This is a genomic window from Massilia aurea (genome assembly GCF_014200505.1).
In the GTDB taxonomy this organism is placed as follows: Bacteria; Pseudomonadota; Gammaproteobacteria; order Burkholderiales; family Burkholderiaceae_D; genus Telluria; species Telluria aurea_B.
This window is the reverse complement of sequence record NZ_JACHBX010000001.1, coordinates 29,794-52,578: the sequence shown is the minus strand read 5'-3', so window position 1 is coordinate 52,578 and position 22,785 is coordinate 29,794. Positions and strand designations below refer to the sequence as shown.

Below are 22,785 nucleotides of genomic sequence, written 5' to 3'. Positions count from 1 at the left end.
CCAATTTCAAAGAGAAATGATCACGCCAACGGCTGGGCTGCCTGCTCTTCGTGCACGCCACGCACCCGCTCGCGCACCAGGTGGATGTGGCTGCGCAGGCGGTACAGCTCATCCGCATAAGCGAGCGGCACCGAGATATGGTTGACGCGGTCTTCCAGCCCGTCCAGCCGGCCCAGCAACTCCTTACGCACCGCGTCGGTGGCATCGGCCCCGCTCTCCTCGAGCGACTGTTCGATGGCGCGCAGCTCACCGTACCAGCGGTAGACGCGCGAGCGCACGCGCCAGACGTAAATCGGCGGCACGATCTTGGATAGCGGAATCAACAGCGCCGTCAGCGCCACCACGACGACCCACAGCCGCTCGGCCAGGTTGGCCAGCCAGAACCGCATATAGCGCTGCATGAATGGCGGGCCATCGCGGTAGTAGCGCGCCGCCTCGGGTGCGACCGGGATTTCCGTGTATTTCGGCGACGGGAACTGCCCCTGCTGCTGGAACCAGCCAGCGCCGCCATGGATTTCGGTCGCCGCCTTGACCAGGAGGCCCACCAGCGCCGGATGGATTTCCTCGCGCGCGACGAGCGTGGCGGTCGGCGCGATCAGATGGTAATCCTGGTTCGGGATATTGCGGCCCAGGTCGACGATCCCGCGCGGCAGCACCACGTGCGTCAAAAACGGCAGGCGCCGCGTATAGGCCTCGGCCTGCGAAAAATCGAACAGGCGGATGCCCGGCGTTTGCAGCAGCATCTGGATCAGCGGCGCTTCGGGCGCCGAGCTGAAGACCAGGCCGTCGATGCGCCCGGCCAGCAATTCAACGGTGGCCGGCGTGTTGGCCAGGTCGCTGATCGTCAAGGCACCCGGCGCGATATTGTTGGCGTCGAGCAGCTGGCGCACCAGGCGCGGCACGCCCGTGCCTTCCGGCCCCAGATTGATGCGCTTGCCGCGCAGATCCGGCAGGCGCGTGACCTTCGCTTCGTCGCGCACGAACAGCCACACGGGTTCGGTAAACAGGCTGCCCAGCGAGACCAGGCCGCGCCGCTCGACGCTGTCGGCGTTGCCTGTCTTGTCGTCGGTCGAGCCGCTTTGGACGAATGCGACATCGGCCTGCCCGGCCAGCAACTGCTGCAGATTGTCCTGCGAGCCGAGGGTACCGCTCAGCGTGACTTTGATGTCATCGCGCGCCAGCACGCTGGCGTATTGCTTGCCAAATTGTTCGTAGGCGGAATTTTCCTGGCCCGTGGCCAGCCGGAGCGTGCGCGGCGGCGCCGGGTCGACCCACCAGTAGGCGAGCACCACGGCCGCCGCGACCATCAGGATCGTCGGGCCGGTGGCCACGACCAGATCGCGCAGCGAGACGATGCTGAAGTTCTGCAGGCGGGCGCGCAGCCCCTTGACTGGCGCGCCCGGAATATCCTGCCCTGGCCTCAACGCACGCACTGCCGCGGCGCGGCGGCGACGGCCTGGCCAGGCACGGGCGCCGGCGCGACCGGCGGCTCGATCATCGGCATCAGGCTTGGCGCCAGCGTGACGAGCAGCTGCACCGGCAGCGCGCTGGTGAAGTCATAGTTCTCGGACTGCGGCCCGTGCACATACGCGGTCATGCTGCCGTAGAAGCGTTCGCCGATGTTGAACACGAACGTTGCCGACCGGTTCACGTAGCGCGACTCGATCAGGCGGCCGCCACGGGCATACACATCGAAGCGCTGGTCGCCGGTACCGGTCTTGCCGCCCACGGCGATGATGCTGCCGTCGGCCTGCTGGAAAGCGGTCTTGACGCGCTTGGCGGTACCGTCCGAGACCACGCCCTGGATGGCGTCGGCCACGGCGCGCGCGACTTCGGGCGCCAGCACTTGTTCCTTGCCGCCGCCCTTGTTGCGGCGCACGAGCGTTTCGTATGGCGTGGCCTTGGCAAAGTGCAGCGAATCGATGCGCTCGATCGGTTTGCGCACGCCGCCATTGACGATGATGCCCATCATCTCGGCCAGCGCGGCCGGCCGGTCAGCCGAAGCACCCAGCGTGGTCGCGTACGACGGCACGAGCGAGTCGAACGGGTAGCCCATCTTCTTCCACTGCGCGTGGATCTTCAGGAACGCTTCGACTTCGAGCAGGCCAGCGATGCGGTTGTCCTGTGCGTGCTTGCGGTGCGTCTTGAACAGCCATTGGTAGACTTCCTGGCGCTCCTTGACGCTGGCGGCCGTCACTTCGGACCAGGTCGCTTTTGGATGCGTGCGCAGATAGCTCACCAGCCACAGTTCGAGCGGGTGCACCGACGCCACGTAGCCGCGGTCGGCCAGCGACATATTGCGGACATCGTAGGTCTCGTACAGTTTCGGGATGCGGTCGGGATCGATCTCGTTGCTGGCCGGGACCGACGCATCGATGAACGCGCCAAACTGCGCCAGCGTGGCGTTCGGCACCACGGTGCGGTGGGCCGCAGCGAGCTTGGAAGCCAGCGGGCGCACGCTGGAGAACAGCAGCGTCTCGACTTCCTGCGGCGTCTTGCCCTTGTACTTGTTCCAGAACTTGGCCATGAAGACCTTGCCTTCATTGTCGGCAAAGCGCGCCAGATAGGCGGCGCGGCGCGGATCGTCAGCGTCGGCCAGCAGTTGCGCGGACGAGCCCGGCAACTGGAACATGTAGTAGCGCACGACGTCGCGCATCATGCGCACGAACACGAGGTTGGTCGAGCTGCGCAGCGCCTGGTTCACGTCCATGATGCGGCTGTCGTCGAGCTTGCTGAAGTTGCCGAACGTGTGCACGCCGCCGCCCGTAAAGAAGCGCTCGCCCGGATTGGCCGAGTACTTGCGCGCCATGGCAGCGTCGAGCATGGGCTTGAGGCTGCGGTCAGCGCCATCAGGCAATGTGCGGAAGTAGTCGAGGCCCCACTGCGACATACGGTCTTTCGCATCGACTTCGACGCCCATCAGGCCGATCTTGTCCATCGCGCCAAAGCGCTTGTGGAGCTGGTCGACGATGTCGAGGTAGGTTACCAGCGTACGCAGCTTGGCGGTCGAACCCAGGTCGAGCTTGGCGCCTTCGTTGATGTCCAGTGGCTGGTCGTAGTTGTCGGTCTGCACGCGCAGGTAGTTGACGTGCTCGCCGCGCTCCATCAGCGTGAAGCTGTAGACCACTTGCGCCGGATCGCCGTTGCCCAGCATGCCCTTGCCGGTCAGGCCGGCTTCTTTCGCGTGTTCGGCGTCGGACAGCTTGCGCAGCGCGGTCGTGACAGCTTGCTGGGCATTGCCGTCAAGGGTCGAGACCACCGACAGATCGAGACGGTCGACGTTGTACAGACGCGCGTCGCCGATCAGGTAACCCACGTGATTGCGCACTGCATTGGCCGCCTTGCGCGAGACGAACGCGTCCGCCGGTGGTGGTGCCACGCCCGTGTGCAGCGCCGGTTTCAGGTTGGCGCTCAGGGCGGCGTCACGCAGTTGCGGCGAAATCACGCCCTGCTGCGTCAGCACGCGCAGGTGGCTGTTGGTCAGGGTTTCCAGGTCGTTCTCGCCGGCGCCCAGGTAATACGCCGGGCGGCGCTGGGCGATCATCAGCGACAGCGCCTCCTTATAGGCCATCACGGCGTCCGGGCTCGTCATCGGGCCCTTGAGCATCGCGTTGACCTTGGCGAAATCGCGGCCGTACCAGACCCACATGCCGTCGCCGATACCGTTGACTTCGCCGTAACCGGGCTTGGCCGACAGCGGCACCGTATTCAGGTAGTCGAGCACGACCTGGCGGCGCGAACCCGTGGTGTCTTCGCCGTCCTGGTAGGCGCGCAGCGTGGCCGAGGCCATCTGGATGATCTTGTCGGTCAGCGAGCCGGTGCGGCCCTCTGCCGAATGGCGGTATTTTTCGATCTGCGTGGCCAGCGTGCTGCCACCGGCCACGCGGCCGTCGCCGCCCAGGCCGACACTGGCCAGTGTCTTGTCGAACACCGCTTTGGAGAAGCGATCCCATTCGACGGCCGGATTGCGGCGCGGGTGGCTCGCGTCGAGGAGTTCGCGGTTTTCGATGAACAGCAGGCTTTGCACCAGCAGCGACGGCGCGGCGTCGAATTTATCGTAGTAGCGCTCGGGGAAGCGCGACGTGAACAGGGGCTGGGCGCGGCAATCGAGGATCTCGAGGCCGACCTTGGTTTTCTCGTGGTAGGTGGCGTACAGGCCGAGATCGGCCATCTTGACCATCTGCGGCGAGATGCGCGCCTGCGACGCGATCGCGTAATCGCGCGTCTGCAGGCGTTCGAGGTATTTCGGCAGGCCGGCGTAACCGAGCCGGGTGTCGTATGGGCTGGCAGCCGGGAAGCGGATCGAATCGCTCGGGCCATTGGCCATGCGGAACGTGAGTTCGCTGGCCATGTCGGCGAAGATTTTCGACTGCAGGCGCGAGGTGCGGGTTTCCATCACGGCCCAGGCGGCCGCAGCCGCGACCAGCAGCAAGCCGATCAGGGCGAGCCAGAGCTTCCAGCGGCGCTTGCGCGGCGCCGGCGGCGAGCCATCCGGCCCGCCGGACGGGTCGCCCGGTCCGCCGCCGCCATGACCGTTGTCGGCCAGGTGCGGGAAGGCATCGTGCAGGGGAACGTCACCCGCCGAATCCGGCACGGACGGGGACGCAGACGCCCCCGACGCTGCAGCACCGGCTGCGGCGACGACTGGCGCAGCAACTGCGCCGTCCATGGTCGGTTCGCTCCGCGAGGTGGCGGCGCGCTTGCCGAATACATTGTTTGGTCGCACGAGGCGACGAATACTTTCCATGATGGCTTAACCGGTCCGAATCAAAACGCTTGCAACCCCCGCCAACCTGCTCGCCATCTATTGCTGCTGGTCCGTTCGAGTGATTGTGGTGTCTGTTAGTTCACAAATTTCAGCAGTGCAATCCCACTCCAGATCGCCCCGTCCATAGGTAATATTCCACCACATCAATAAGATAGACGCGAGATACCGTTTAACAAATCGCCCTATACCGGAATATTTTCGCAAAAAAACAACGGGTTGGTTAAATGGCATGACCGCAAGCGATGCCCGTGCGTCACGACTGTTGGCAGCAACGCATCAAGCGCCGTATGCACGGTCGACGCTGGCGGTTAACGCGCCCGACACGGTGCCGGTGCACCGCGCACCACTGATTTAAATGGACGCGTCAGCGCCGGGATGTGCTGGAAGCTGCTGCGCGCGCAGCTCCGCCAGTGCCTGCAGGCAGTAGTACTGGAACCAGAGCCCGGCAAACAAAAAGAGCATGATGTACAGCCACAGCGACACCAGCGCCAGCACCGGGAACAGCACGACCGAGATCACCGCCCCGCCCATCCACGCGATGCCGGGCAGCGCACCGGCCAGGCCCGAGACCAGGCCGATCGTCAGCAGCGCCGGACGGCAGGTGCGCATCAGCACCTGGCGCTCGGCCCCGCTGGCGTGCGCGGCCAGCGCGTCGTAGCTCATCACGCGCGACGTGACCCAGGCCCACAGGCCGGCCTGCACCAGCCAGGCCAGCGGCGGGATGGCATACAGCGGCAGCGTGAACAGCCACAGCAGCGCGAACACGGCCGTACTACCGACGTTGATGGCCAGACTGCCGACGAACGAGCCGCCCTCTTTCCTGTCGAGCGCGGGGAAGTGACGGCCGCTCACGTGGCGTTCGATGGCCGGCATTGCGACGATGCCCATAAACAGCAGGCTCGAGGCAATCATCAGGGGCAGCAGCAAGGCAATCGCCAGCAGCGGCACGACCATGACCTTGAGCATGCCCAGCCCGACCATGCCCAGCATGCTGTTGCTTGCATCAAAACCGCCGTAGTCGGTAAACAGCCCATGCAGCCAGTCGAGCAGCGGCTGCAGGCCCAGCCACATCGCCACGCCCCACAGCGAGAGCGAGAGCAGCAGCGGGACCAGCGAGAGCAACAGCATGCGGCCGCTGAACTGCGAGCGCAGGGCGCGCCGCCAGGCAAGCAGGACACCCTTCATCGGGGCGATCCTCGGAATCACGGTCGCGCTGTCGGCATGCGGCATGGCTACTCCAGTTTGGAAGGTCAAGAGCGCATTCTACGGGAGCGCGCCGGGCTGCAACGGGCGCACGGCTGGCCCGGACAATGGCGGTTTCCCGACCCATGCACTACAATCGCCGTTCAATCTGAACAACAAGGAAGACCATGTCCACCATCACTACCGATTCTGGCCTGCAATACGAAGAACTCGTCACCGGCACCGGCGACGAGGCCAAGGCTGGCCAGCACGTCACCGTGCACTACACCGGCTGGCTGCGCAACGACGACGGCAGCCTCGGCGCCAAGTTCGATTCGAGCAAAGACCGTGGCGATCCGTTCGAGTTCGCACTCGGCGCCGGCCAGGTCATCCGCGGCTGGGACGAAGGCGTGCAAGGCATGAAAATCGGCGGCTCGCGTCGCCTGACCATCCCTGCAGCCCTGGGCTATGGCGCGCGCGGCGCCGGCGGTGTCATTCCGCCAAACGCCACCCTGATCTTCGACGTCGACCTGCTGGCTGTCTAAGCCGCAGCATCGCTTCACTGCCATGCGCCGCCTCTCCGGCGGCGCATGGCAGGTATTGCACCGCATTTGAAGTTCCCCTCTAAAGTACGACGCAATCCCCGGGTCGCCCTCACCTCCTGCGCTAAGATGCCTGCCGCCTTGTCCGAGCGACAAGACTGCAACCCACCATCACAGGAGTTTCCATGAGCGTCCAAGAACAATTCACCCAGGCCCAGCTCGATTCGAAGAATCTGTCGGAGCGTCCGGACAATATGACCTTGCTGAAGATCTATGCGCTGTACAAGCAGGGTTCGAGCGGCGACGCGACCGGCGAGCGTCCGGGCATGACCGATTTCGTGGCACGCGCCAAGTTCGACGCCTGGGCGGGTCTGGCCGGCACGTCACAAGAAGAAGCCCAGCAGCAATACATCGATCTGATCGAAGAGCTGAAAGGCTGATTCAACGAATCAATGTACTAGGCGGCGAAGGTCTTGCGCATCTTCTCCGCCACCTTGGCCTCGATGGCCGGCGCGAAGGCGCCCATCAAGAATCCCAGGTTGATCCGCATCGCCGCCTGCTGGTCTTCCAGCGTCAATGCTCCCTCCACGCCACTGCGCTCAAAGCGCAGCACGTCGCCATCCCACTGGCATGCCAGTCCATATTCCGTCGCAATACGCTGCGCCACTTGCTCGGCCGCCGTACGCGCCGCAGCCGGGCTCAGGGTGTGTTGCTGGACGATGCTGATTTCCGCCATCGGGACATTCCTTCCTAAATATTGCGAACAATCCGCCATGATGCCAGTTGACGCGGTCGTATGCCAGAGTTCGCTAGAACTGATGCATTCGTCACGCCGCAATTGACGCGTCTCAAAGCGTGCCCGTCATGGCGCGCGACCATGAAAGCGAACGCCATCATGACGCGAGGAGCCTTCATGGATATGCATCTCCAGCAACCGCACGAGGCGCCGCCCGACCCCGACCCGCCCGTCGATGCCGAGCCGCTGCCGCAAGCCTTTGGCGCCCGCGTGCTGATGTGGAAGCAAGACCCGTCGGTGGGCGCCATCGGCACCCGCACGGCGTATTTACCCGGCGCCGTGCTGGCTGGCCCGCGCGACGCCCGCATCGCGCCCGGCGTGCCCGGCATCGAGCAGGTCGAACCAAACGCCGCCGGCGACTTCGTCACCCAGGCCGACACGCCCCAGTTCGACGCCGTGCACACCTTTGCCGTCGTGCGCCAGACCCTGACCATGTACCAGCGCGTGCTGGCAACAGCCGGCGTCGCCATGCCGCTGCCATGGCAGTGGAACAGCAGCATCGACAGCAGCCCGCTGCGCGTCTTCCCGCACGGTCTACCCGACATCATGAACGCGTTCTACAGCCGCACCCAGGGTTGCCTGAAGTTCGGCGACTTCGTCCCCGCCGGTGGCGCCGGGCGTGTGTTCACCTGCCGCTCGTTCGATATCGTCTCGCATGAAACCGCCCACGCGATCCTCGACGGCATCAAGCCGCGCTGGCTGCAGGCCGACGCCCCGCCCCAGACGGGCGGCCTGCACGAATCGTTCGGCGACCTCACTGCCGTGTTTCTGGCCTTGTCGCAGTTCGATCAGTGCGAAGCCCTCGTCGCCCAGACCAAGGCCAATCTGCACGACACCTCCTTCCTGAGCGACGTCGCCGAGCAGTTCGGGCTGGCGCTGGGCAACCGCAACGGCTTGCGCAATGCCGACAACGACCTGCGCCTGAGCCAGGTGGGCACCCAAGTGCACGCCATTTCCCAGGTGTTTACGGGCGCCGTGTACGACGTGCTGGCCGATCTGTTCGCCCATGAGCGCAACCCCGAGCGCGAAGACGACGCGGCCGTGCTGCACCGGGTGGCGGCCTACCTGGGCGGCGTGCTGCTGCGCGCGCTGATCGGCGCGCCCGATACCGCCGCCACGTTCGCTGACGTCGTCAACGGCATGCTGGTGGTGGTCGCGGCCGATGGCAAGCCCGCTGCGTATGGCGGTTTCATCCGCAACCAGTTCAGCCGGCGCGAAGTGGTCGAGACCGGCGCATTGCCAGCCGGCACAACCGAAGAGGTGTACCTGCCCGGCGCGCCGCTGGCTGCCTGCGTGTGCGATGCCCCTGGCGCCCGGCAAGACCGGCACGCCTGCTGCGGTACCATGCATTTGCCCGAATACAAAGACGCCGCCTGCCTCAGTGCCCGCTGGTCTACCCAACCCGGCAACGCCGGTCCGGGCGGCCTCAGCCTGCCTACACTGCCCACTTCCCCAGCTGACCTGGAAGCCGACGCGTCACTGCGCGCGTGAGCATGAGCATGAGCATGAGCATGAGTGTCAGCACACGCACCGCCATCGGCGGCAGCGAATGGCACAATCAGCTGGTACCCTTGCGCCAGGCTGCCTGACGCCGCACCCGTGCGCGAACCGCACGCCCGTGCGGTACCGCTCGTCATTTGCTTATGTCCATTGTGTATATAAGCGAGTTTGTGAGAAAACCCGAATTGCCCTAAAATACAGTGCTTTGTCTTGTCCGGCCGGCCCTCGTGCGCCCGGCAATGCGACACCCCACCAACTGATAGGACTGTTATGACCCACGTTGTCACCGAATCGTGCATCAGCTGTCGTTACACCGACTGCGTCGATGTATGCCCGGTAGATTGTTTCCGGGAAGGCCCGAATTTCCTCGCCATCGATCCCGACGAGTGCATCGATTGCGCCGTGTGCGTCGCCGAGTGCCCCGTGAATGCAATCTTTGCCGAAGAAGACGTGCCCGGCGATCAACAGCAGTTCATCAAGATCAATGCCGATCTGTCGCGCTTCTGGCCGTCGATTACCAAGACGAAGGCCGCCCTGCCAGAGGCCGACAAGTGGAAAGACGTCACGGACAAACTCGACCAACTGGTTCGCTGATCGGGCGGTCAGGTCGCCGTCGCGCCGGCTGTTGTGCGCCGGCACCGGTCGCGCGGGCGTTACGCGTGGCGGCTCTGGCCGCCCTCGCCTCACCATTCAAACATCACAGGATTTAAGCGCATGACTATCAGTGCCACCCACGAAGCGGGCAGCATCGCTCCCAACAGTTCGTTCGCCGGCGCCATCGAGACCGATGCCGTCATCATCGGCGCCGGTCCGGTCGGCCTGTTCCAGGTCTTCGAACTGGGCCTGCTCGAAATCAAGGCCCACGTCATCGATTCGCTGCCAGCTGTCGGCGGCCAGTGCGTGGAACTGTATCCGGACAAGCCGATCTATGACATTCCGGCCGTGCCGGTGTGCACCGGCCAGGAACTGACCGACAACCTGCTCAAGCAGATCGAGCCGTTCGAGCCAACGTTCCACCTGGGCCAGGAAGTCACCGGCGTGCAGCGCCGTGAAGACAACCGGTTCAATGTCGAGACGTCGACCGGTACCCAGTTCATCACCAAGACCATCTTCATCGCTGCCGGCGTCGGTTCGTTCCAGGCGCGCACGATCAAGGTCGACGCGATCGACAAGTTCGAAAACGAACAGCTGTTCTACCGTGTCAAGGATCCGGCACGTTTCGACGGCAAGAACATCGTCATCTGCGGCGGCGGCGACTCGGCGCTCGACTGGGCACTGAACTTCGTCGGCAAGGCAGAGTCCGTGGTGCTGGTGCACCGCCGTGACGACTTCCGCGCGGCCCCAAGCTCGGTGGCCAAGATAAAGGCGCTGTGCGACGAATACGAAATGCAGCTGATCACCGGCCAGGTCACCGGCTTCGATGAAAAAGACGGCAAGCTGACCGAAGTAAAAGTCACCGGCGCCGACGGCGTGACCCGCCGCGTCCCGCTGGACATGCTGCTGGTGTTCTTCGGCCTGTCGCCAAAACTGGGCCCGATCGCCGAATGGGGTCTGGACATCGAGCGCAAGCAGCTGAAGGTGGTCGACACCGAGAAGTTCGAGACGAATGTCCCGGGCATCTTCGCCGTCGGCGACATCAACACCTATCCGGGCAAGAAAAAGCTGATCCTGTCGGGCTTCCACGAAGCGGCACTGGCTGCGTTCGGCGCTGCACCCTACATCTTCCCGGACAAGAAGATCCACATGCAGTACACGACCACGTCGCCAAAGCTGCACAAGATCCTCGGCGTCGAGACGCCAGTCTTCGACTAAACAGCCGGTCACCGTCGTTCAGTAACATCGCAACGACAACGTCCCGTTAAAACGCCCCGCATCGCGGGGCGTTTTGTTTTATGTGGGATGCCCAACGAAGCGCGCACGGGTAAATATGCTACAAGTGCAGCATGCTTCAGCATCAGGCCCGCTCAGGTTTCCACAAGCCAAAAGCAAATCCCCTATAATCGTTGAAGCTTCAACGCAAATCTTTTGCGGCGCGCGCAGTTAATAGAAGGATTTATTTATGCTTTACCAATTGCACGAAATGCAACGCTCCTTCCTGACCCCACTCATGCAGTGGGCTGAGGCGTCGTCGAAGATGTTTTCCAATCCCGTCTCGCCGTTTGCACACACCCCGTTTTCGCAGCGGATCGCCGCCGGATACGAGCTGATGTACCGCCTGGGCAAGGAATACCAGAAGCCGGCCTTCGGCTTGAAGACCACGACGATCAAGGGCGAAGAAGTCGGTATTGTCGAAGAGATCGTGCTCGAAAAGCCGTTCTGCGGCCTGCTGCACTTCAAGAAGGACTTGCCCGACGCCGGCATCGCCGCCCTCGCCCAGCCGACCGTGCTGCTCGTCGCGCCGCTGTCCGGCCACCATGCCACGCTGCTGCGCGACACGGTCAAGGCGCTGCTGGTCGACCATGACGTGTTCATCACCGACTGGACCGACGCGCGCATGGTGCCGCTGTCCGATGGCCCGTTCCACCTCGACAATTACATCTTCTACGTCCAGGACTTCATCCGCCACCTGGGCCCGGACGTGCACGTGATTTCCGTGTGCCAGCCGACCGTGCCGGTGCTGGCCGCGATCGCGCTGATGGCAAGCGAGAAGGACGCCAAACTGCCGAAGACGATGACGATGATGGGCGGTCCGATCGATCCGCGCAAATCGCCCACCGCCGTCAACGACCTGGCCGTCGAAAAGCCGTTCTCGTGGTTCGAGAACACCGTGATCTATTCGGTGCCGGGCAATTACCCGGGCTTTGGCCGCAAGGTCTATCCGGGCTTCCTGCAGCACGCCGGTTTCATCGCGATGAACCCGGGCCGCCACGCCCAGAGCCACCGCGAGTTTTACCAGCATCTGGTGCAGGGTGACGACGATTCAGCCGAATCGCACCGCCAGTTCTACGACGAATACAACGCCGTGCTCGACATGCCCGCCGAGTACTACCTGGACACGATCAAGACCGTGTTCCAGGACTTCAGCCTGCCAAAAGGCACGTGGAATGTCGGCGGCAATCTGGTGCGCCCGCAGGACATCAAAACGGTGGCGTTGCTCACCGTCGAAGGCGAGCTGGACGATATCTCGGGGCTGGGCCAGACCAGCGCTGCGCACGATCTGTGCAGTGGCGTGCCGGCCGAGAAAAAACAGGCGTTCGTCGTCGAGAAAGCTGGCCACTACGGCATCTTCTCGGGCCGCCGCTGGCGCGAGATCGTGTGTCCGAAGATCACACAATTCATCCGCGACAACAAATAAGCGACCGCTGAATGAACAATGCCATGGCAAGCGCCATGGCATTTTTTTTGTGCGCTAGATGCGCTCAGCGCCCCAGCACCACCTGCTCGACCCGGCCGGTCGCGATGGCCACGAGCGCGAAGCTGCGATCGGCCTGCACCCACTGATGCCCGCGCGGTGGCTTGGTCAGGCGCAGCTTGCGCCAGTCCTCGACCACGTACTGGGCGGCCTGATAGCGTGCAGGTAAGCGCTCGCCACGGCGCAACTCGCCGCTGGATTCCACGCTGCGGTACAAGGACGGCAGCGCCAGCACCTCGGTCTGCTCGGGCAGCGCCGTGGCATGGCTGTCCTTGGTGTTGCGCGTGTGCAGGTTGTCGCCTGCAGAAAAAATGGCAGCAAACAGCAACGGGGCGATCAATTCGTTCATGTCAGTCCTCGTCGGTGGATCGGTTTATAGTACAGCAGGTTACGGCCAACACCTCTGTTCGATTGAGCACGCACGTGATGCGTCCGTTTCCACGCCATGCCGGCGCGCCGGGTTTCACCGCAGCGCCCGGCATTTTGGCGGATAATGTCGGCTTTACCAGATCCGCCACACCGTGACCAAAGCCCTCGCCGACCAGCTCGAAGACCTGCTGCCGCAGACCCAGTGCACCAAGTGCGGCTATCCCGCGTGCCGTCCGTATGCGGAAGCGATCGCCAGCGGCGAAGCCGACATCAACCAGTGCCCGCCCGGCGGCATGGAAGGCGTGCGCCGCCTGGCCGCTGCCACGGGCCGCGCCGTCATCCCGATCAATCCAGCCAATGGCATTGAGCGTCCGCGCCCGGTGGCATTCATCGACGAGGCGCTGTGCATTGGCTGCACGCTGTGCATCCAGGCGTGTCCGGTCGACGCGATCCTGGGCGCGGCCAAGCAGATGCACACGATCCTGCCGAGCCTGTGCACCGGCTGCGACCTGTGCGTGGCGCCCTGCCCGGTCGATTGCATCGCGATGGTGCCGGTCACCGGCGAGCGCACCGGCTGGGATGCCTGGAGCCAGCCGGCCGCCGATGCAGCGCGCAGCCGCCACGACTTCCGCGAAGCGCGCCTGCGCCGCGAGCGCGACGAGAACGACGCGCGGCTGGCCGCCAAGGCCGTGCAAAAGATGCGTGAAGTCACGGCCGAAGCAACCAATACCCCCGAAGAGCTGGCAGAAAAAGAGCGCAAGCGCGCGATCATCGCCGCCGCCATGGAACGCGCGCGCCTGAAAGCCGCCGGCAATACCGACCCGACCTGACCTGCATGAATTCCGCCAAACGTTACGAGATTTTCACGCGCTTTCGCGCGGCCAACCCGACGCCCACCACTGAGCTCGAATTTTCGACCCCGTTCGAGCTGTTGATTGCGGTGCTGCTGTCAGCACAGTCGACCGACGTCGGCGTGAACAAGGCCATGCGCCGCTTGTTTCCGGTGGCGAACACGCCGCAGGCGATCCTCGACCTGGGCATCGATGAGCTCAAGACCTATATCGCGACCATTGGCCTGTACAACACGAAGGCCAAGAACGTGATCGCCACCTGCCAGATCCTGGTCGATCAGCATGGCGGCGAAGTACCGCCCGTGCGCGAAGCGCTCGAGGCGCTGCCGGGCGTGGGCCGCAAGACGGCGAACGTCGTGCTCAACACCGCCTTTGGCGAACCGACGATGGCGGTCGACACGCACATCTTCCGCGTCTCGAATCGCACGAAGATCGCGCCGGGCAAGAACGTCGACATCGTCGAACAGAAGCTCCTGAAGTTCGTGCCGAAGGAATTCCTGCACGACGCCCACCACTGGCTGATCCTGCACGGGCGCTACACCTGCGTTGCGCGTAAACCGAAATGCTGGAATTGCCTGATTGCCGACCTGTGCGAGTTCAGGGACAAGACGCCAGCGCCTAGCGGGGTACTCGATCCGGCTGCCGTCGCGGCAGCCGCGGCAGCTGAGGCCGCGATACCTGCGGCAAGTTAAATCCGCGTAACGCCGGTCAAGCAGCCAGTGCCAGTTTGGTACGGGGCGGCGCCACGACGCCGGCCGGCTCTTCGACCTTGAACACGCTGACCACTTCCGTCAGCGCCACCGTCTGCTCGCGCAGCGACTGTGCTGCGGCGGCAGCCTGCTCGACCAGCGCTGCATTCTGCTGGGTTGTGACATCCATTTCGGTGACGGCCTGGTTGACCTGCGAGATGCCCTGACTCTGCTCGCTGCTGGCGGCGCTGATCTCGGTGATGATGTCCATCACGCCGCGCACGCTGGCCAGGATCTCGCCCATCGTCACGCCCGCTTCACCGGCCAGCCGGTCGCCCGTTTCCACGCAGGCCACCGATTCACCGATCAGGTCCTTGATTTCCTTTGCCGCTGTCGCCGAACGCTGCGCGAGGGTCCGCACTTCGCCGGCCACGACGGCAAAGCCACGGCCCTGCTCGCCGGCGCGCGCCGCTTCGACCGCTGCATTGAGCGCCAGGATATTGGTCTGGAACGCGATGCCGTCGATGACGCCGATGATGTCGGTGATCTTGCGCGACGATGCGCTGATCGACGCCATCGTGCCCACCACCTGCTCGACCACCTTGCCGCCCTTGACCGCTACGTCGCAGGCCGACACGGCCAGCACGCTCGCTTGGCGCGCATTGTCGGCATTCTGGATGACGGTCGATGTCAGTTCTTCCATCGACGAGGCCGTCTCTTCGAGCGCGCCGGCCTGGCGCTCGGTGCGCGCCGACAGGTCGAGGTTGCCCTGCGCGATTTCGCCGGACGCCACCGCGATGGTCTCGGCCCCGCCCCGCACTTCGAGCACGATGCGCTGCAGGCTGGCCGACATCTCCTTCAACGCCATCAACAGCTGCCCCGTTTCATCGTTGCTGCGCACCGTGATCGCGGTGCGCAGGTCGCCCGCCGCCACACTGCGCGCAGCCTCAACCGCTTCGTCGAGCGGCCGCGTGATCGAGCGCGACACCAGCACGCCGGCGACAACGGCCACCACGGCGCCCAGCAACATCAGGCTGTAGCTGAGCAGCGTGGCCCGCTTGCCGACCGCATCGGCCTCGGCCGCAGTGGCCAGGCTGACGGCCGACATCTTTTCCTGGGCCTGCACCAGCAGCTCGGCCGGGGCACGGTCCTTGCCCTTGACCGCGATATCGCCGGCGCTGGCATCGAAACCGGCCGCTTCGAAATCCTGGTAGCCGCGCCGGAAATCCGCACCCATGGTCGCGTGCGCCGCGCCGAACTGCGTCACCAGCGTCCGCACTTCGCCTTCCGGCATGGCGTCCAGCAAGGCCTTGACCTGTTGTGCGACTTCCGTCTCGTTCTTCTGGAACGCGTTCCAGTACTTGACGCGTTCGCTTTCCTGTTTCCCACGCAACAGGGTGTTCTTCCACTCCTGGACTTGCTTGCGGAAATGAGACAGCAGCGCTTGCACCTGCTGTGCCTGGCCTTCGGTGACCACCGCCTGGCGATAGGTATCGACCGAGCTGTTCAGCTGCGCCATGCCGAAGAAGCCAGCACAGGCGACGAGCAAGGTGACGGCGGCAAAACCCAGTGGTAATTTGCGACTTAGTTTCATGGTGAACATCCTGAATATACGCACGACGCGCTCAAGCGCAGTGTATATCCAAGTCCAACGCTTGAATCCATACAGCAATATTTTTGGACGATTTGATGTACAAACCCGCCGTTACGTCAGATCGGCGCAACAGCGGGTGAGCGAGTGCTCGCTGCCTACAGCAAGACCATATTGTCGCGATGGATGAGCTCAGGCCCTTCGACGAAGCCCAGGATGCGCTCGATTTCGGTCGACGAATGGCGCATGATGCGCCGCACTTCGCTGCTCGCGTAATTGGTCAATCCGCGCGCCAGCGGCTTGCCCGCTTCGTCGACGCACGTAACCACCTGGCCACGGCCGAACTCGCCTTTGACAGCGATGACGCCGATCGGCAAGAGCGACTTGCCTTCGCGCGTGAGCTTGGCTGCCGCGCCGGCGTCGATGACGACTTCGCCGCTCGTGTGCAGATGGTCGACCATCCACTGGCGGCGCGCCGTCAGGCGACCGGTGGGGGCCAGCAACTGCGTGCCGATCGCTTCGCCACCCGCCAGGCGCGTGAGGACATCCGGCTCACGCCCCCAGGCGATCACGGTGTGCGCGCCGGAGCGCGCGGCGCGCTTGGCCGCCAGCACCTTGGTCAGCATGCCACCGCTGCCGATGCTGCTGCCGGCCCCGCCCGCCATGCTTTCCAGTGCCACGTCGCCGGCCTGGGCGTGCGCGATCAGGCGCGCATCGGGGTTCTTGCGCGGGTCGGCCGAGTACAAGCCGGGTTGGTCGGTCAGGATGACGAGCGCATCGGCCTCGATCAGGTTGGCGACCAGCGCACCCAGGGTGTCGTTGTCGCCGAACTTGATCTCGTCGGTGACGACGGTATCGTTCTCATTGATGATCGGCACCACCTTCAGGCGCAGCAAGGTGGTCAGCGTCGAGCGCGCGTTCAGGTAGCGTTCGCGGTCGGCCAGATCGGCATGCGTGAGCAGCACCTGGGCCGTTTGCACGCCGTGCGCGCGAAAGCTCGTTTCATAGATTTGCGCCAGGCCCATCTGGCCACAGGCGGCGCACGCCTGCAGTTCATGGATATCGGTAGGGCGCTTCGTGAAACCCAGGCGCAGCATGCCTTCGGCAATGGCGCCCGAGCTGACCAGGACCACGTCCTTGCCAAGGGCGCGCAGCGCGGCAATCTGGGATGCCCAGCGGGCAATGGCGGTATGGTCCAGCCCCCTGCCCTCGTCGGTGACGAGGGAGGAGCCGACCTTGACGATGATGCGGGAAGCTTGTTGGAGGGCAGAGTTCATGGCGACAGGAATTTTCCCCGCGGGCGCAATGCGAGCAGGGAAAGTCCTGCCAGCAGTTCAACCGCGCAGACAGCGAGTAAGACCCCCGTGGGCAAGCCGATCGCAAAGGCCGCAGCGAGGCGGCCGGCCGGCTGGGCCAGGAGGAACAAGGCAGTCAGGTCGCCCAGGATCGGCTGATTGCCGTTCCTGGCCGCCAACAGCGCCAACCCCGCGGTAGCGAGGCGGACGCCCACATAGATGGCGTAGAACTGGCTGTAGCCATTTACGCCAACCAAAAACAGGCCCATCGCCGACGCAATACGGTCGGGATCGAGCAATGCCGCCAGCGAAGCCAGCGAGCTGACGGTCGCGACCAGCTGCAACAGCTGGCCGCGCAACCAGGCGCGCGACCAGGTGGCGGGCTGAGGAACGCTACCAGCCAAGGGTCAGTCTTCGAGAATCTTGAAGCGTGGATCGTCCGGATCGATCGACGAAATCCCGCGCGCTTCTTCGGTCATCGCGGTCTCTTCGGCGCGGTGCTCGGCATGACGCTTTTCTTCGAGGTGCAGGTAGATCGCGTTGATCAGTTCCTGGCAGCCTTCGCGGTTTAGCGCCGAAATCTCGAACACCGGCCCCTTCCAGGCCAAGCGCTTGATCATGTCCTTGACGCGCTTCTTGCGCTCGGCTTCATCCAGCACGTCGAGCTTGTTGAGCACGAGCCAGCGTGGCTTGTTCAGCAGCTCTTCGTCGTACTTTTCGAGTTCCTTGATCAGTGCTTTGGCTTCTTTGACCGGATCGATGTTCGCTTCGAACGACGACAGGTCGACGATGTGCAGCAGCAAACCGGTGCGCGCCAGGTGACGCAGGAACTGGTGACCCAGGCCCGCACCTTCGGCGGCGCCTTCGATCAGGCCCGGAATGTCGGCCACGACAAAGCTTTTTTCGTGCGACACGCGCACCACGCCCAGGTTCGGGTGCAAGGTGGTGAACGGGTAATCGGCGATCTTCGGGCGCGCGTTCGAGACGGCGGTGATGAAGGTCGATTTACCGGCGTTCGGCATGCCCAGGAGGCCCACGTCCGCCAGAACTTTCAGTTCCAGGCGCAACGTGCGACGCTCGCCTTCCTTGCCTTCGGTCTTTTGACGCGGGGCGCGGTTGGTCGAACTTTTAAAGTGGATATTGCCCCAGCCGCCTTCGCCGCCTTTGGCGAGCAGTTCGGTCTGGCCATGTTCGGTCAGGTCGGCAATGATTTCGCCATTGACATCGTCGATGATGAGCGTCCCAACCGGCATGCGCATATAGATGTCTTCGGCGCCCTTGCCATAGCAATCCGAGCCGCGGCCCGGTTCGCCGTGCTTACCGGTGTGGACTTTCGAATAGCGAAAGTCGACCAGCGTGTTGACGTTGCGGTCGGCAACCACAAAGATCGAACTGCCCGTGCCGCCATCGCCGCCGTCGGGACCGCCAAATGGGCGGAACTTTTCGCGCCGGAACGAGGCGCATCCGTTGCCGCCGTCGCCTCCGATGACTTCAATTTTTGCTTCGTCGATAAACTTCATGATTGTGACCGCTTAAAAACTAAAAAAGGCCCTACCGTGGGCAGAGCCTTTCGATGGAAGGCTTGCGCCTTGCAAAGAAGCGCCGCTCGAAAGCGGCGCGAGTGCGTTATTACGCTGCGACTGCTTCCGCTGCTTCGTTAGCAACGACGGTCACGAATTGCTTCGAGCCGACGCCTTGCTTGACGAACTTGACGGTGCCAGTGACCAGCGCGAACAGGGTGTGATCCTTGCCCGTACCGACGCCGGTGCCGGCGCGCACTGGGGTGCCGCGCTGACGAATGATGATGCCGCCGGCATTGACTGCCTGGCCGCCGTAGACTTTCACGCCAAGGCGCTTGCTTTCTGAGTCACGGCCGTTGCGGGTAGTACCGCCGCCTTTTTTGTGTGCCATTTATTTACTCCTGGATGACGTTGCTGGGAACCGGAACGGGGATTAGCCGTTGATCGAAACGATCTGGATTTCGGTGAAGTTTTGGCGATGGCCCATACGCTTCTGGTAGTGCTTACGACGACGCATCTTGAAGATACGCACTTTGTCGTGGCGACCCTGCGAAACCACTTTCACCAGCACCGTTGCACCTTCGACCAGCGGAGCACCAAACTTGATGCTTTCGCCTTCGCCGAGGGCGAGGACCTGATCGATCGTGAGTTCGGAACCAATGTCTGCCGGTATCTGTTCTACTTTAAGTTTTTCACCAGCGACAACTTTGTATTGCTTGCCACCGGTTTTTATGACCGCGTACATGATTTGAAACCTCATCAAATGTTAAAAGAACCCCTCGGCGCGTCGGCCCGCGCTTGATACGCAGGACTAATCTTAAGCCGGGGAACAGAGGATTATACATAAGTCGGTGCAGTGCGTCAAAACCATTCGGCGATCGCTTCAAGACATCGGGCGGCATCCACGGATGCATCGCCCGCTCTCTCGCAAGCGCACCCCTGTCAGCCCGACGGTTCGCCCTCCCATGACGTATAATCGCCTCACTCTTATAGTTAACCCAACGCTCACGCAGGTCAGCCTTGTCAGCCGCTACCCAACACGCCCAACAGAACACCATCGTCCAGTCGATCGCGCCCGATATGGAGGCCGTCAACACGGTGATCCGCCAGCGGCTGCATTCCGAAGTCACGCTGGTCAACCAGATCGCCGAGTACATCATCAGTGCCGGCGGCAAGCGCATCCGTCCGGTACTGGTGCTGCTGCTGGCCAATGCCTATGGCTACCGGGGCACCGCGCACCACGAGCTGGCTGCCGTCGTCGAATTCATCCACACCGCAACGCTGCTGCATGACGACGTCGTCGACGAATCGTCGATGCGCCGCGGCCGCCAGACCGCCAACGCGCTGTTCGGCAACGCCGCCTCAGTGCTGGTCGGCGACTTCCTCTACTCGCGCGCGTTTCAGATGATGGTTGGCCTGGACAGCATGCGCATCATGCAGATCCTGTCCGACGCCACCAACGTGATCGCCGAAGGCGAAGTGCTGCAACTGCTGAACATGCACGACCCGGACGTGACCGAAGCGAGCTACCTGCTCGTGATCCGCTCCAAGACCGCCAAGCTGTTCGAAGCCGCTGCCGAACTGGGCGCGCTGATCGCCGGCGCGAATGACGCCCAGATCGCCGCCGCCGGCGAGTACGGCCGCTCGCTGGGCACCGCATTCCAGCTCATCGACGACGTGCTCGACTACGCTGGCGACCCCGCCGAGATCGGCAAGAACCTGGGGGACGATCTGCGCGAAGGCAAACCGACCCTGCCCCTGATCTGGCTGATGGAACACGGCACGCCGGAGCAGCGCGAACTGGTGCGCAGCTGCATCGAGCAAGGCGACGAAGCACAATTCGACGCCGTGCTGGCCGCCGTAACGTCAAGCGGCGCGCTCGATTACACGCGGGCGCAGGCCGAACAGGCAGCGCGCCGGGCATCGGAAGCGATTGCCGGCTTGCCCGACAGCTTGTTCAAGAACAGCTTGCTGCAACTGAGCAGCTTCGCCGTTGACAGGAACCACTAAGCGATTTTATATTACGACCATCCCGGGGTGGTTGTACGTACACCCTGAGCCGTCGGGGTGTAGCTTAGCCCGGTAGAGCGCTACGTTCGGGACGTAGAGGCCGGAGGTTCGAATCCTCTCACCCCGACCAGAGAATTTAGTAAACGATAGCGGCCTGCGAGCCGCTGTTTTCGTTTACGCAGGCCCTCTTTGCGATATCGCCCTATCAGTAAGGCTGGGGATCGAGAACTGCGGAAGCCTTCGGATCCCCGGGTTGGCACACCTCGTCTTACGGGGATGTCCCGCGCCACTAACTGCCGTGCCGGCACGACCATTAGCTCATCACCAATTTCTTGGATTATGATTGCTGCACCTTGGCGCCGTAATTTCGGTGAAGGCTGACGCCAGGCCTGGCTAAAAAGGATAAGCATGGCGGGCGAAATTATACGGCTTGGAGACAAGACAAGCCACGGCGGTACCGTATTGGAAGGATCGCTGACTGATATCTGCATGGGCAGGCCTATCGCGTACATCGGCCACCAGACCCATTGTCCCAAGTGCAAGGGAACCTATCCGATTGTAGAAGGCGTAATCACCACCACCTTTTATGGTAAGGGCGTGGCAGTCGCCTGCGGTGCGGTACTGTTGGCCGGTCAGTTCACCGACGTCGTCGAATGGAGCTCCGGCGCCGGCGCGAATTTCAACAACAGCGCCAGCGTAGCGGCGGCAACACAAGCGGCCCCTTCAGGCAATGCTGCGCAGGCCGGCAATGAGGATGACGACGAAATTGAAATCGAGCATTTTTACAGCTTGGTTGGTGAAGACGGCAAGCCAGTCGATGCCTACCGTTACGACCTGCGCATGGCCGAAACGCTGTACACCAAAGCGGGCACCTATACAAATGGAGAAACGGTCGTGATCAAGGGTGAAGAACAAACCCGCCTTGTCACGTGGCTCGACAGGGACGGCGGATTGCGGCATGAGTGACACCGAGAAGATCAGTAAGGAAGTGCGTATCTTGGCAGCTATGGCTTATGGCGAAGCCTCGCACAACGATGTGGCCGAAGAAATCGGCGCCATCGCGTATGTGCTGGTACGCCAGCGAAATGCGCGCGGGCATTCGGACATGAGCACCTTCGTTACGTCCGACAAAACGTTTTCCTTCGTGGTCAACGACGGCAATGCGCGCTACAAGAAATTCACGAATGCCAGCGAAGCAGAGATCGCCAAGGATGCCGGCATGAGTGCTGCGCTTGACGCAGCGAAGAAGGCACTCGCAAACGAGGGTACGGATTTTTCGAACGGCGGCTATTTCTGGGATGGCGCCGATATCAAGTCCAATTATAAAAATCATTTTAAAGTGAAACATGGGATCCAGTTTTCCGATCCTGCGCATAACATCTATGACATCAAGGAATCGACCAAGCTGGTGATCATCAACAAGACGATAGTCAAGAAGAAAAAAGGCAAGGTGATCAGTTCGGAAACAGTGGAAGTAGCCAGGTACGACCACATCTATGTTTCCACCGCCGCGTATGGCGGGACAATCTTCTGGAAGCACAATCCAGCCTATATGGAAGCCACCGGCGCGAAGGAATACAAGTGAAAGCACTCTTTGCTGGACTACTACTGGGCATCCTCACTGCGCAGGCCAGCGCCAGGCCCAGCCTTGCTGTCGTAGACGCCTGCCTGCGTACCGAAAGCGCGTCGCCCAAGGTGCGTTACACTTCGATAACAGCAGACGCCTTCCAGGTAACCGAAGATGAAGAAGCGGGAAAAACTAATATCACCCTGCAACACGGCCCAGACACCGTCGGAACCTGGGAAATAAAAAAACCGCAAGCGTTCGGCTTGGTATTCAATGGGAAGGAAATGCCGTTGGCACGTGTCACGCGTCTTGACAAGCGCAAGCTGCCTGCAGTGTTCAATCCGTATGAAGCGATATGGGGCGAGGCGCGCGAAGGCAGCAAGTCATACATTTGCGCCACCTTCAACTTCGACGGTTTGGGAAAGAGCGGTAGTTTCCAGAACATGCGCGGACTGTACCTGATCGAGCGCCATGCGCACGCCGGTGCTACGTTCTATGCATCGGGCAATATCGCCGTGAGCGAAAAATAATACTGTCTGCCAGGGATGTATGCGGTACGGCCGTCACCTACGAGGTGGGAGCGCCCCGCTGGGCCGTCATCAGCAGATTGGTTCTCTGCGAGGTTCGAATCCTCTCACCCCGACGAGACAACAAAAAGCCAGACGACGCGTCAGCCGGTCTGGCTTTTCATTTGTCCATGCCTGGATCCGTGGTCGTTTTGGGCGATACCGAGCCGCGTCACGTTGTGATTGT

23 protein-coding genes and 1 tRNA gene are annotated in these 22,785 nt (G+C 62.9%); 13 read left to right on the top strand and 11 right to left on the bottom strand.

The annotated features are described in order from the left end of the window. Positions 1 to 20 precede the first annotated feature (20 nt). The 3 genes from HD842_RS00235 to HD842_RS00225 form a co-directional block, all read right to left on the bottom strand. Positions 21 to 1,424: a TAXI family TRAP transporter solute-binding subunit gene (locus HD842_RS00235; protein ID WP_183549384.1), complete on the bottom strand. Its 1,404-nt coding sequence runs from the start codon at positions 1,422 to 1,424 to the stop codon at positions 21 to 23. After that, complete coding sequence (locus HD842_RS00230) at positions 1,421 to 4,747, bottom strand: transglycosylase domain-containing protein (RefSeq protein WP_221290030.1); 3,327 nt, start codon at positions 4,745 to 4,747, stop codon at positions 1,421 to 1,423. Before HD842_RS00230 ends, HD842_RS00235 begins: the two co-directional genes overlap by 4 nt. 372 nt (positions 4,748 to 5,119) lie before the next feature. After that, complete coding sequence (locus HD842_RS00225; protein WP_370660764.1) at positions 5,120 to 5,998, bottom strand: EI24 domain-containing protein; 879 nt, start codon at positions 5,996 to 5,998, stop codon at positions 5,120 to 5,122. Positions 5,999 to 6,138: 140 nt separating this feature from the next. Between HD842_RS00225 and HD842_RS00220 the strand changes: the two genes are divergently transcribed. Together HD842_RS00220 and HD842_RS00215 are read left to right on the top strand one after the other, a co-directional pair. Further along, complete coding sequence (locus HD842_RS00220; RefSeq protein ID WP_183549381.1) at positions 6,139 to 6,495, top strand: FKBP-type peptidyl-prolyl cis-trans isomerase; 357 nt, start codon at positions 6,139 to 6,141, stop codon at positions 6,493 to 6,495. Positions 6,496 to 6,677: 182 nt separating this feature from the next. After that, positions 6,678 to 6,932, top strand: a complete 255-nt coding sequence (locus HD842_RS00215; protein WP_183549378.1) for an acyl-CoA-binding protein — start codon at positions 6,678 to 6,680, stop codon at positions 6,930 to 6,932. Positions 6,933 to 6,949: 17 nt separating this feature from the next. On the opposite strand, the gene HD842_RS00210 is transcribed toward HD842_RS00215, so the two are convergent. Then, positions 6,950 to 7,228 carry a polyhydroxyalkanoic acid system family protein gene (locus HD842_RS00210; RefSeq protein WP_183549374.1) on the bottom strand — a complete coding sequence of 93 codons (279 nt, stop codon included), beginning with the start codon at positions 7,226 to 7,228 and terminating at the stop codon, positions 6,950 to 6,952. 177 nt (positions 7,229 to 7,405) lie between these two features. On the opposite strand from HD842_RS00210, the gene HD842_RS00205 reads away from it, so the two are divergent. The 4 genes from HD842_RS00205 (at position 7,406) to HD842_RS00190 (ending at position 12,083) form a co-directional block, all read left to right on the top strand. Then, on the top strand, positions 7,406 to 8,779 hold the full coding sequence (locus tag HD842_RS00205; RefSeq protein WP_183549370.1) for a hypothetical protein: 1,374 nt from the start codon (positions 7,406 to 7,408) through the stop codon (positions 8,777 to 8,779). Positions 8,780 to 9,058: 279 nt separating this feature from the next. Continuing rightward, a complete protein-coding gene (fdxA, locus tag HD842_RS00200; protein ID WP_183549368.1) occupies positions 9,059 to 9,382 on the top strand; it encodes a ferredoxin FdxA in 324 nt (107 codons plus the stop codon). A 120-nt stretch (positions 9,383 to 9,502) separates the two neighbouring features. Then, positions 9,503 to 10,600, top strand: coding sequence for an NAD(P)/FAD-dependent oxidoreductase (locus HD842_RS00195; protein ID WP_183549364.1), 1,098 nt, complete (start codon positions 9,503 to 9,505; stop codon positions 10,598 to 10,600). Between the two features lie 247 nt (positions 10,601 to 10,847). Then, positions 10,848 to 12,083 (top strand): polyhydroxyalkanoate depolymerase, encoded by a 1,236-nt coding sequence (locus HD842_RS00190; RefSeq protein ID WP_183549357.1) that lies wholly within the window; start codon positions 10,848 to 10,850, stop codon positions 12,081 to 12,083. A 64-nt stretch (positions 12,084 to 12,147) separates the two neighbouring features. Here HD842_RS00190 and HD842_RS00185 read toward each other — a convergent pair whose 3' ends face one another. After that, positions 12,148 to 12,489: an RcnB family protein gene (locus HD842_RS00185; RefSeq protein WP_183549354.1), complete on the bottom strand. Its 342-nt coding sequence runs from the start codon at positions 12,487 to 12,489 to the stop codon at positions 12,148 to 12,150. A gap of 172 nt (positions 12,490 to 12,661) precedes the next feature. Here HD842_RS00185 and rsxB point away from each other — a divergent pair, with 172 nt between their 5' ends. Both rsxB and nth read left to right on the top strand, forming a co-directional pair. Continuing rightward, complete coding sequence (rsxB, locus tag HD842_RS00180) at positions 12,662 to 13,339, top strand: electron transport complex subunit RsxB (RefSeq protein WP_183549352.1); 678 nt, start codon at positions 12,662 to 12,664, stop codon at positions 13,337 to 13,339. A gap of 5 nt (positions 13,340 to 13,344) precedes the next feature. Next, entirely contained in the window at positions 13,345 to 14,052 is a 708-nt protein-coding gene (gene nth / locus HD842_RS00175; protein WP_183549350.1) for an endonuclease III, read from the top strand. 16 nt (positions 14,053 to 14,068) lie between these two features. On the opposite strand, the gene HD842_RS00170 is transcribed toward nth, so the two are convergent. The 6 genes from HD842_RS00170 to rplU form a co-directional block, all read right to left on the bottom strand. Then, positions 14,069 to 15,643: a methyl-accepting chemotaxis protein gene (locus HD842_RS00170; RefSeq protein ID WP_183549348.1), complete on the bottom strand. Its 1,575-nt coding sequence runs from the start codon at positions 15,641 to 15,643 to the stop codon at positions 14,069 to 14,071. 155 nt (positions 15,644 to 15,798) lie between these two features. After that, a complete protein-coding gene (proB, locus tag HD842_RS00165) occupies positions 15,799 to 16,917 on the bottom strand; it encodes a glutamate 5-kinase (protein WP_183549347.1) in 1,119 nt (372 codons plus the stop codon). Continuing rightward, positions 16,914 to 17,339 carry a hypothetical protein gene (locus tag HD842_RS00160; protein ID WP_183549346.1) on the bottom strand — a complete coding sequence of 142 codons (426 nt, stop codon included), beginning with the start codon at positions 17,337 to 17,339 and terminating at the stop codon, positions 16,914 to 16,916. Before HD842_RS00160 ends, proB begins: the two co-directional genes overlap by 4 nt. A 3-nt stretch (positions 17,340 to 17,342) precedes the next feature. Then, positions 17,343 to 18,455 carry an Obg family GTPase CgtA gene (gene cgtA / locus HD842_RS00155; RefSeq protein WP_183549345.1) on the bottom strand — a complete coding sequence of 371 codons (1,113 nt, stop codon included), beginning with the start codon at positions 18,453 to 18,455 and terminating at the stop codon, positions 17,343 to 17,345. A gap of 109 nt (positions 18,456 to 18,564) precedes the next feature. Next, positions 18,565 to 18,846, bottom strand: coding sequence for a 50S ribosomal protein L27 (gene rpmA / locus HD842_RS00150; protein ID WP_183549343.1), 282 nt, complete (start codon positions 18,844 to 18,846; stop codon positions 18,565 to 18,567). 42 nt (positions 18,847 to 18,888) lie between these two features. Next, positions 18,889 to 19,200 carry a 50S ribosomal protein L21 gene (gene rplU, locus HD842_RS00145; RefSeq protein WP_183549341.1) on the bottom strand — a complete coding sequence of 104 codons (312 nt, stop codon included), beginning with the start codon at positions 19,198 to 19,200 and terminating at the stop codon, positions 18,889 to 18,891. 275 nt (positions 19,201 to 19,475) lie between these two features. Here rplU and ispB point away from each other — a divergent pair, with 275 nt between their 5' ends. The 5 genes from ispB (at position 19,476) to HD842_RS00120 (ending at position 22,562) form a co-directional block, all read left to right on the top strand. Further along, positions 19,476 to 20,465 carry an octaprenyl diphosphate synthase gene (ispB, locus tag HD842_RS00140; RefSeq protein ID WP_183549338.1) on the top strand — a complete coding sequence of 330 codons (990 nt, stop codon included), beginning with the start codon at positions 19,476 to 19,478 and terminating at the stop codon, positions 20,463 to 20,465. Between the two features lie 53 nt (positions 20,466 to 20,518). After that, positions 20,519 to 20,595, top strand: a tRNA-Pro gene (locus HD842_RS00135). A 278-nt stretch (positions 20,596 to 20,873) separates the two neighbouring features. After that, a complete protein-coding gene (locus tag HD842_RS00130) occupies positions 20,874 to 21,431 on the top strand; it encodes a PAAR domain-containing protein (protein WP_183549336.1) in 558 nt (185 codons plus the stop codon). Next, positions 21,424 to 22,050, top strand: coding sequence for a hypothetical protein (locus tag HD842_RS00125; protein ID WP_183549333.1), 627 nt, complete (start codon positions 21,424 to 21,426; stop codon positions 22,048 to 22,050). The genes HD842_RS00130 and HD842_RS00125 overlap by 8 nt, the downstream gene beginning before the upstream one ends. Then, the gene (locus HD842_RS00120) at positions 22,047 to 22,562 is read left to right on the top strand and encodes a hypothetical protein (RefSeq protein WP_183549330.1); all 516 of its coding nucleotides are present in this window, start codon (positions 22,047 to 22,049) and stop codon (positions 22,560 to 22,562) included. Before HD842_RS00125 ends, HD842_RS00120 begins: the two co-directional genes overlap by 4 nt. Positions 22,563 to 22,785 lie beyond the last annotated feature (223 nt).

Coding starts and splice junctions, on each gene's coding strand:
- HD842_RS00195 (WP_183549364.1), top strand. CDS start 9,503: ATGACTATCAGTGCCACCCACGAAGCGGGCAGCATCGCTCCCAACAGT.
- HD842_RS00210 (WP_183549374.1), bottom strand. CDS start 7,228: ATGGCGGAAATCAGCATCGTCCAGCAACACACCCTGAGCCCGGCTGCG.
- HD842_RS00170 (WP_183549348.1), bottom strand. CDS start 15,643: ATGAAACTAAGTCGCAAATTACCACTGGGTTTTGCCGCCGTCACCTTG.
- cgtA (WP_183549345.1), bottom strand. CDS start 18,455: ATGAAGTTTATCGACGAAGCAAAAATTGAAGTCATCGGAGGCGACGGC.
- nth (WP_183549350.1), top strand. CDS start 13,345: ATGAATTCCGCCAAACGTTACGAGATTTTCACGCGCTTTCGCGCGGCC.
- rpmA (WP_183549343.1), bottom strand. CDS start 18,846: ATGGCACACAAAAAAGGCGGCGGTACTACCCGCAACGGCCGTGACTCA.
- HD842_RS00230 (WP_221290030.1), bottom strand. CDS start 4,747: ATGGAAAGTATTCGTCGCCTCGTGCGACCAAACAATGTATTCGGCAAG.
- fdxA (WP_183549368.1), top strand. CDS start 9,059: ATGACCCACGTTGTCACCGAATCGTGCATCAGCTGTCGTTACACCGAC.
- HD842_RS00215 (WP_183549378.1), top strand. CDS start 6,678: ATGAGCGTCCAAGAACAATTCACCCAGGCCCAGCTCGATTCGAAGAAT.
- HD842_RS00220 (WP_183549381.1), top strand. CDS start 6,139: ATGTCCACCATCACTACCGATTCTGGCCTGCAATACGAAGAACTCGTC.
- proB (WP_183549347.1), bottom strand. CDS start 16,917: ATGAACTCTGCCCTCCAACAAGCTTCCCGCATCATCGTCAAGGTCGGC.
- HD842_RS00130 (WP_183549336.1), top strand. CDS start 20,874: ATGGCGGGCGAAATTATACGGCTTGGAGACAAGACAAGCCACGGCGGT.
- rplU (WP_183549341.1), bottom strand. CDS start 19,200: ATGTACGCGGTCATAAAAACCGGTGGCAAGCAATACAAAGTTGTCGCT.
- HD842_RS00205 (WP_183549370.1), top strand. CDS start 7,406: ATGGATATGCATCTCCAGCAACCGCACGAGGCGCCGCCCGACCCCGAC.
- HD842_RS00190 (WP_183549357.1), top strand. CDS start 10,848: ATGCTTTACCAATTGCACGAAATGCAACGCTCCTTCCTGACCCCACTC.
- HD842_RS00225 (WP_370660764.1), bottom strand. CDS start 5,998: ATGCCGCATGCCGACAGCGCGACCGTGATTCCGAGGATCGCCCCGATG.
- HD842_RS00125 (WP_183549333.1), top strand. CDS start 21,424: ATGAGTGACACCGAGAAGATCAGTAAGGAAGTGCGTATCTTGGCAGCT.
- HD842_RS00185 (WP_183549354.1), bottom strand. CDS start 12,489: ATGAACGAATTGATCGCCCCGTTGCTGTTTGCTGCCATTTTTTCTGCA.